The sequence below is a fragment of the Methanosarcinales archaeon genome (assembly GCA_014859725.1).
Taxonomy (GTDB): Archaea; Halobacteriota; Methanosarcinia; order Methanosarcinales; family Methanocomedenaceae; genus Kmv04.
Map to the genome: position 1 here is coordinate 39,189 of JACUTQ010000003.1, position 6,943 is coordinate 46,131.

Genomic DNA, 6,943 nt, shown 5'->3' on the forward strand with positions numbered 1-6,943 from the left:
TGTAAATGAATAAATTTTTTATGTGATTGTGGGTAAAAGGTTGCCTTTAATAGGGTTAACTTTAAATATAATATAGTAAGAAAGTGGCGTATGGCGTTGGCAAGCCCACAAAAAAATTGTTTAACCTATGTTAAAAAATTTTGAATTTGAATAAATCTGGAGAATTATATGAAAACAGGAGGTATTAGATGACGGATAGCGAATCCAAACTTTGTTCAATAGTAGACAAATATAATGCTGAACAAGGTTCGCTGATCTCCATATTACAGGATATCCAGGCAGAATATCAGTTTTTGCCCCAGGAAGCCCTGAAATATGTGGCAAACAGATTGAATATACCTGGAGTTCAGGTATATGGAGCAGCTACCTTTTTTAAGGCATTCAGCTTGAAACCCAAAGGCAGGCAGCAGATACATGTGTGTATGGGTACGGCCTGCCACGTGAGGGGGTCACAGATCGTGCTGGAAGAACTTGAACGCGAACTGGGTATTAATGCCGGAGATACAACATCGGACCGAGAATATACGCTTGAAAAAGTCAACTGCGTGGGAGCATGTGCTCTGGGTCCGGTTGTAGTTGAGAACGAGACATATCACGGACAGATGACCCCTATCAAGATCGAAGGTCTGTTCAACGGTAAATAGGTCTGAAGGTGAATTAATTTGAAGCTAACTTCAATTGAGGAACTTGAGGATCTGCATCAGCAAATACTGGCAGGTAAAGATCCTGATAAGCAGTGCATTGCAGTATGCGGTGGACCTGGATGTCTGGCAAAACAATGCACTGAGGTCAGGGATGCTTTTGAAAAAGAGATTCTGGACAAAGGTCTAACTGACAAAGTGGATCTAAGGACTACCGGATGTCACGGATATTGTGAAGCAGGACCTATTGCCCTGATATTCCCGGATGAGATATTCTATCAGAAATTGACAGTCCAGGATGTCGCTGAAATAATTGATACTACGATAACCAGTGGTAAAGTGGTTGACAGACTGCTCTTTAAAGATGCCCTGACCGGTCAGTCAATTATAAATGAAAAAGATATCCCGTTCTATAAAAAGCAAACACAGCATCTCCTGGGTAATAACAAAAAGATCGATCCCCACAGCCTGGAAGACTATCTTGCTAATGGTGGATACTCAGCTCTTACTAAAATGCTGGGCAAAATGGGACCACTGGACGTACTTAATGAGATCAAACGATCAGGTCTTCGGGGTAGAGGTGGCGGTGGTTTCTCTACAGGACGAAAATGGGAGTCAACCCGAAATGCTAAAGAAGAGATCAAATATGTCATATGCAACGCTGATGAAGGTGATCCCGGTGCTTTTATGGACCGCAGTATCCTTGAGGGCAACCCCCACAGCGTACTTGAGGGCATGATTATTGCAGCGTATGCCATTGGATCCAATGAAGGGTATATCTATGTGAGGAATGAATACCCGCTGGCACTGCAGAATATTATTATAGCTATTGAACAGGCTAAACAATACGGAATACTGGGTTCCAACATTTTGAATTCAGGATTCAGTTTTGATGTTAATGTAAACCGCGGTGGCGGCGCCTTCATATGCGGTGAGTCAACAGCCCTTATGGCCTCACTGGAAGGTAAGCCAGGTGAACCCAGAGCCAAGTATATCCACACCTCTGATATGGGACTGTGGGATCGCCCTTCCAATTTGAACAATGTGGAAACCCTGGCCAATGTGCCCCTGATCATAAACAAAGGGGCAGACTGGTATTCAGGTATAGGCACCGATTCCAGTAAGGGTACCAAAGTGTTCAGCCTAGTAGGCAAGATCAACAATACCGGACTGGTGGAAGTGCCAATGGGCAGGACCCTGCGTGAGATCATCTATGATATCGGCGGCGGCATCCCCAATGGTAAGTCCTTCAAGGCGGTACAGACCGGGGGGCCCAGTGGTGGTTGTATCCCTGAAAGCCTGATCGATCTGCCAGTTGATTACGACCGGTTGACAGAAGTCGGTTCAATGATGGGATCAGGCGGTATGATCGTGATGGACGAGGATACCTGCATGGTGGACCTGGCCAAATATTTCGTCAACTTCCTGGAAGAAGAATCATGCGGTAAATGTGTACCCTGCAGGGAAGGACTGCTGCGTCTGGGTGAGCTGCTCACAGACATTACCGAAGGAAAGGGCAGGATGGAAGACCTGGAACTTATCGAGGATCTCTCAGAGGTAATGAGGGATGCAGCACTGTGCGGTCTGGGCAAGACAGCACCTAATCCTGTTATGTCCACATTGAAATATTTCAGGGACGAGTACGAAGCTCATATCAGGGACGGTGTGTGTCAGGCAGGCGTATGCGAGGAACTGATCACATACAAGATCGATCCTGAAAAGTGCAATGGCTGCGGTCTATGCCTGAAGCATTGTCCGTCAGATGCCATATCAGGAGAAAAGAAACAGCCCCATGTGCTGGATACTGAAAAATGCATCAAATGCGACATGTGCTATGAAGTATGCAGGTTTGATGCTGTGGGAAAGAAGTGATATCATGTCAGAAAAGAGAGGCCAGATGGTCAAGTTCATGTTAAACGGTGCAGAAGTGCAGGCTGATCCCAACTGGAACCTGCTGGAAGCAGTACGGTTCTATGGAATAGACATCCCCACATTGTGCTATAATGAAGGGCTTACTCCCTATGGTTCATGCAGGCTCTGTGTGGTGGAGGTCGGCGGCGGGGACAGGACCAAACTGGTCACCTCATGCATGCATCCTGTGGAAGAAGGGCTGGAGGTACGCACCCACAGCAAACGGGTGATAAAGACCAGGAAAATGATAATGGAACTGCTGGTTGCCCGCTGTCCCAGCTCAAAGACGCTGCAGGATATGGCTTCCAGGCTTGAATTACAGGAGGTCAGGTTCACACCCTTAAACGACGACTGCATACTGTGCGGCCTGTGCGTGCGCATGTGCGAGGAACAGATGGTGGCCAGAGCCATAGGGTTTGCCGGCAGGGGTGTTGACAGATACATCACTACGCCTTTTGATATGAACTCAGAGGAATGCCGCAAATGTGGTGCATGTATGCATATCTGTCCGGTCTGTGAACTTAGGTGCCAGGGACCCCAGGCAGAGACCGTACTGTGCAGCGGGTGTCTCAACACCGAACCGGTATGCGCCAATACCTATGATGATGCCATGTGTTTCATGGTTCCGTGCCTGTCATGTGTGAAAAGACCAGAGGATGTGAAATGAGAATTGAATCAAATTATTGAATTTAAATAAATTGAAGAAAGTTATAAAATATTTGGAGGATCAAAATGTCATTGACAAGAATAAATGCGACAGCGGCTACGCTGACAAAGAACAGAACAGAGGGATCGGTAAGTCCCTTAAGTGGCATGTGCGTTACCTGTGTAGACGGGTGTATCGGCATGTGCGAGATCGGTAAGTCTGCATACCGGGGCTCGGAGGTAATTTACCCCCAGCCCTACGGGATCACTACTTCGGCTTCTGAAAAGGACTATCCAATAGATCTGAGCCATTTCACCATCCTGGGGACCGCAGTAGGGGCTCATGGAATTGAGGCAAACAGCGAAGTTGCCATTTTCCCGAACGTGAACCTTGAGGTGGCAATCGGCAAGGATAAGAACATTAAACTGAGACTGCCGTTCATCATTCCAGGTCTTGGCAGCACAGCAGTTGCCAGCAATAACTGGGACGGACTTGCCATTGGTTCTGCCATGGCAGGCATACCTCTGACAATTGGCGAAAATGTGTGCGGTATGGACCCTGACTCTGTCATAGAGAATGGAAGGGTGGTGCATTCACCTGACCTTGCCAGCAGGGTCAAACTGTACAAGGACTGGCAGCGGGACGGATACGGTGACATCATTCTTCAGGCCAATGTGGAGGATACGGGCCTGGGCGTCCAGGAGTATGGTCTGGAAAAACTGGGTGTGGAGACCGTTGAACTGAAATGGGGCCAGGGAGCCAAGGATATTGGCGGCGAGGTAAAGCTCAATACCCTGGATCGGGCACAGCTGCTGCGCAGACGTGGGTATGTTGTATTGCCTGATCCAATGGATCCTGACGTTATTGCTGCTTTCAATACTGGCAGTTTCCATGAGTTCGAGAGGCACAGCCGGATCGGCATGGTGACAGAGGAAGGATTCATGAGCCGTGTAAAGGAACTGAGAGATGCCGGTGCCAAGCACGTGTTCCTAAAGACCGGTGCATACAGGCCGGCAGACCTGGCCAGGGCAGTGAAGTATGCCAGCAAGGCTGAACTTGACCTGCTTACCGTGGACGGTGCCGGCGGCGGTACAGGTATGAGTCCCTGGAGAATGATGAACGAATGGGGTATGCCCCAGGTTGAGATCTACTCACTGCTGTACCAGTATCTGAAGAAGCTGGACGATCGCGGCGAGTATGTGCCCGACGTAGCTGTAGCAGGCGGTATTACCCTTGAGGACCAGGTCGTGAAGGCACTGGCTCTGGGAGCACCGTACTTCAAGCTAGTCGGTATGGCCAGGGCACCCCTGGCAGCGGCCATGGTTGGCAAGACCATTGGCAGTAAGATCAATGAGGGACGCGTACCTGTGTATATCAGCAGGTTCGGCAAATCTGTTGATGAGATATTCATATCAGCTCCTGAACTGAAGAAGATGTATAATGGCAGATATGACGGGATCCCGCCAGGTGCTATAGGTGTGTACACGTACTTCCAGAGGCTTGCTCAGGGTATGCGTCAGATGATGACAGGCAACAGGAAGTTCGCTCTGCAATATATTGAAAGAGACGATATTGCAGCCCTTACCAGAGAAGCGGCTGAGGTTTCCGGCATCTCCCATGTGATGGATGTGGACAAGGACGAAGTGGAAACGATCCTGAATTCCTGAATCGGATAGTTACTTTGACCGGGGGTTTTCCCGGTCGGCTTTTTTTTTATTTTTTAATGCTATTTTAAAGACCTTAATGACCTTTTGGTTCATATCAATGGATAATCTTATGGTAAATTCTTATAAAATAAAACTGGCAAAAAGGTATTCAGATTTATTGAAAAACGTGCTGGACGATAATTTAATTTCAACTTTTTTATACGGTTCAGTGGTTCGAAATGAGGATAACGAATCAAGTGATATTGATCTAATGGCGATTGTTAATAAAAGTCCTGCTGCTGAGCAATTGAAGATTCTTGGAGAATCCGGGCGATTTAATGAAATTAAGGGTTTTGGAGATTTCAAGGATATTTCCTGTGCAATTCTGACACAAGATAACTTTTTAAATCTTCTCGAACTGGGTGCACCAAGGGAAGCAGTCAACCCTCTAAGAGAAGCTGTTGTATTATTGGATACCGGATTTATTGAAGGTCTTAAGAAGCAACTCGAAGACGGTTATATTTCTCTGAGGAAAGATGCATACCGGGATTATTTACGATATGGGGATATCCGCCGATCATATCTGATGAGAAGTATTGAGAATGAGGACCTGGAGGCCGCCCGCTCAGATGCTGCGGCGGCTGCGTCTCATTATCTGCGTGCGTATTTTCTTTGTGAGGCTGGAGAGATGATTGTCTCAAAGAGGGCGCTGGTTGAGGGGATACATGAGGGGTGTCCTGGGATTGCGAGGGTGTATGATGGGGTTTTTGGGGGGGAGCTTGATGTGGATGTTGTATTGGATTCGCTGGATGAGATAAGGGAGTGGGTGACTGAGCATATTTTTGCTTTGAAAAACCGCGGATGAACGCAAATATTGGAATAATTATTACTAAATACTTTCACAACGCACTAAGTAATATTTTATTAGTGATGTGTTCTCTTTGAATGCCAGGGAGAAAAGAATAACAACCTATTTGACTTTATAAAAGATGTAATCAAAAAGTGCTGAAGCCATATGAACAATAATATAATTGCACCAAATATTATAGATAACAGCCCAGATAGGGAATTCATAAAGGTTGTTAAAGACCAACTTAAAAGATCTAAGGAAGCAAAATTTGCCATTGGTTATTTCTTCCTTAGCGGTTTCTCACTTGTAAATGATGATTTTCCTGAACCTGATAGATATACAAGTGAACCATTTTTGCAGATTGTAATGGGGGATGAAACCACTTATCCGACAAAAGAAGAATTGGTTGCAGGATATAATTTAAAAGATATCTTCAAACAACGGATGATAGAAGAACTACAAAAAACTGAACCGAATGAAGAAAAAATAATACATCTTTCAACTCTTAGAGAGTTTATAGCCAATAATATTATCGATGTAAGGCTTTTTGACAAGTCAAGACTTCATGCAAAGTTGTATTTGTTCTTAACCAGTCCTGATGAAGAATTCTCATCTCCAGGTCTGGCTGCTGTGGGTTCATCTAATTTTACCTCAAGTGGTCTAACTACAAACAGGGAATTGAATGTGTTACTTACTTCAAGGGAAGAAGTTCGGTATTTAGAAAAGTGGTTTGATAATCTTTGGGAAGATGCAATTGAATTCAGAGAAGACTTATTGAAGGTTATTGACCTTTCAGGAGTTTTGCCAGACAGTCCTTATCCAAAGATAGGTCAGATGGTAGAACCTGAAATATTGTTTAAGTATCTTGTTTATAACTGGTTTGAAGGACGTGTTTTAAATCTACTTAAGAAAGATATTCTGATGGAATTTCAGCTTGTTGGAGTGGTGAATGCTGTCAATATACTCAATTTCTATAATGGTGTTATACTGGCGGATTCTGTAGGATTGGGTAAGAGTTTTATGGCTTCTGCTGTAATTGAGGAATTCATTTATGGAAAACACCCCACATGGACTGCAAATGATGAAAAAGAACCTTCTGTCTTATTGATTTTACCACCTTCTGTAATATCTCAATGGGAAGAGTTATTGATTGGTGAGATAGGTGAGGATATAAGGATTCGATTATCTTCAGGCGAAAAAGTGAATGTTACTTCTGGTTATTTCCTTACAAACAGGTTAAAGAAAGTCA

At 45.1% G+C, this 6,943-nt stretch carries 6 protein-coding genes; all 6 read left to right on the plus strand.

All coding sequences use genetic code 11. From position 1 onward, the window contains the following. The first annotated feature begins 188 nt into the window (after window positions 1-188). Entirely contained in the window at window positions 189-644 is a 456-nt protein-coding gene (locus tag IBX40_00705) for an NAD(P)H-dependent oxidoreductase subunit E (protein ID MBE0522849.1), read from the plus strand. A 12-nt stretch (window positions 645-656) separates the two neighbouring features. After that, entirely contained in the window at window positions 657-2,513 is a 1,857-nt protein-coding gene (locus IBX40_00710; protein ID MBE0522850.1) for a 4Fe-4S binding protein, read from the plus strand. Window positions 2,514-2,538: 25 nt separating this feature from the next. After that, entirely contained in the window at window positions 2,539-3,219 is a 681-nt protein-coding gene (locus IBX40_00715) for a (2Fe-2S)-binding protein (GenBank protein MBE0522851.1), read from the plus strand. A gap of 65 nt (window positions 3,220-3,284) precedes the next feature. Then, the gene (locus tag IBX40_00720) at window positions 3,285-4,865 is read left to right on the plus strand and encodes an FMN-binding glutamate synthase family protein (GenBank protein ID MBE0522852.1); all 1,581 of its coding nucleotides are present in this window, start codon (window positions 3,285-3,287) and stop codon (window positions 4,863-4,865) included. 76 nt (window positions 4,866-4,941) lie between these two features. After that, a complete protein-coding gene (locus IBX40_00725; GenBank protein MBE0522853.1) occupies window positions 4,942-5,709 on the plus strand; it encodes a nucleotidyltransferase domain-containing protein in 768 nt (255 codons plus the stop codon). A gap of 150 nt (window positions 5,710-5,859) precedes the next feature. Continuing rightward, on the plus strand, window positions 5,860-6,943 hold a 1,084-nt coding region (locus tag IBX40_00730; GenBank protein ID MBE0522854.1), incomplete at its 3' end, for an NgoFVII family restriction endonuclease.

Excerpts from the sequence above, each read along its gene's own strand:
- IBX40_00705 (MBE0522849.1), top strand. The coding sequence starts at position 189 with ATGACGGATAGCGAATCCAAACTTTGTTCAATAGTAGACAAATATAAT.
- IBX40_00715 (MBE0522851.1), top strand. The coding sequence starts at position 2,539 with ATGGTCAAGTTCATGTTAAACGGTGCAGAAGTGCAGGCTGATCCCAAC.
- IBX40_00720 (MBE0522852.1), top strand. The coding sequence starts at position 3,285 with ATGTCATTGACAAGAATAAATGCGACAGCGGCTACGCTGACAAAGAAC.
- IBX40_00725 (MBE0522853.1), top strand. The coding sequence starts at position 4,942 with ATGACCTTTTGGTTCATATCAATGGATAATCTTATGGTAAATTCTTAT.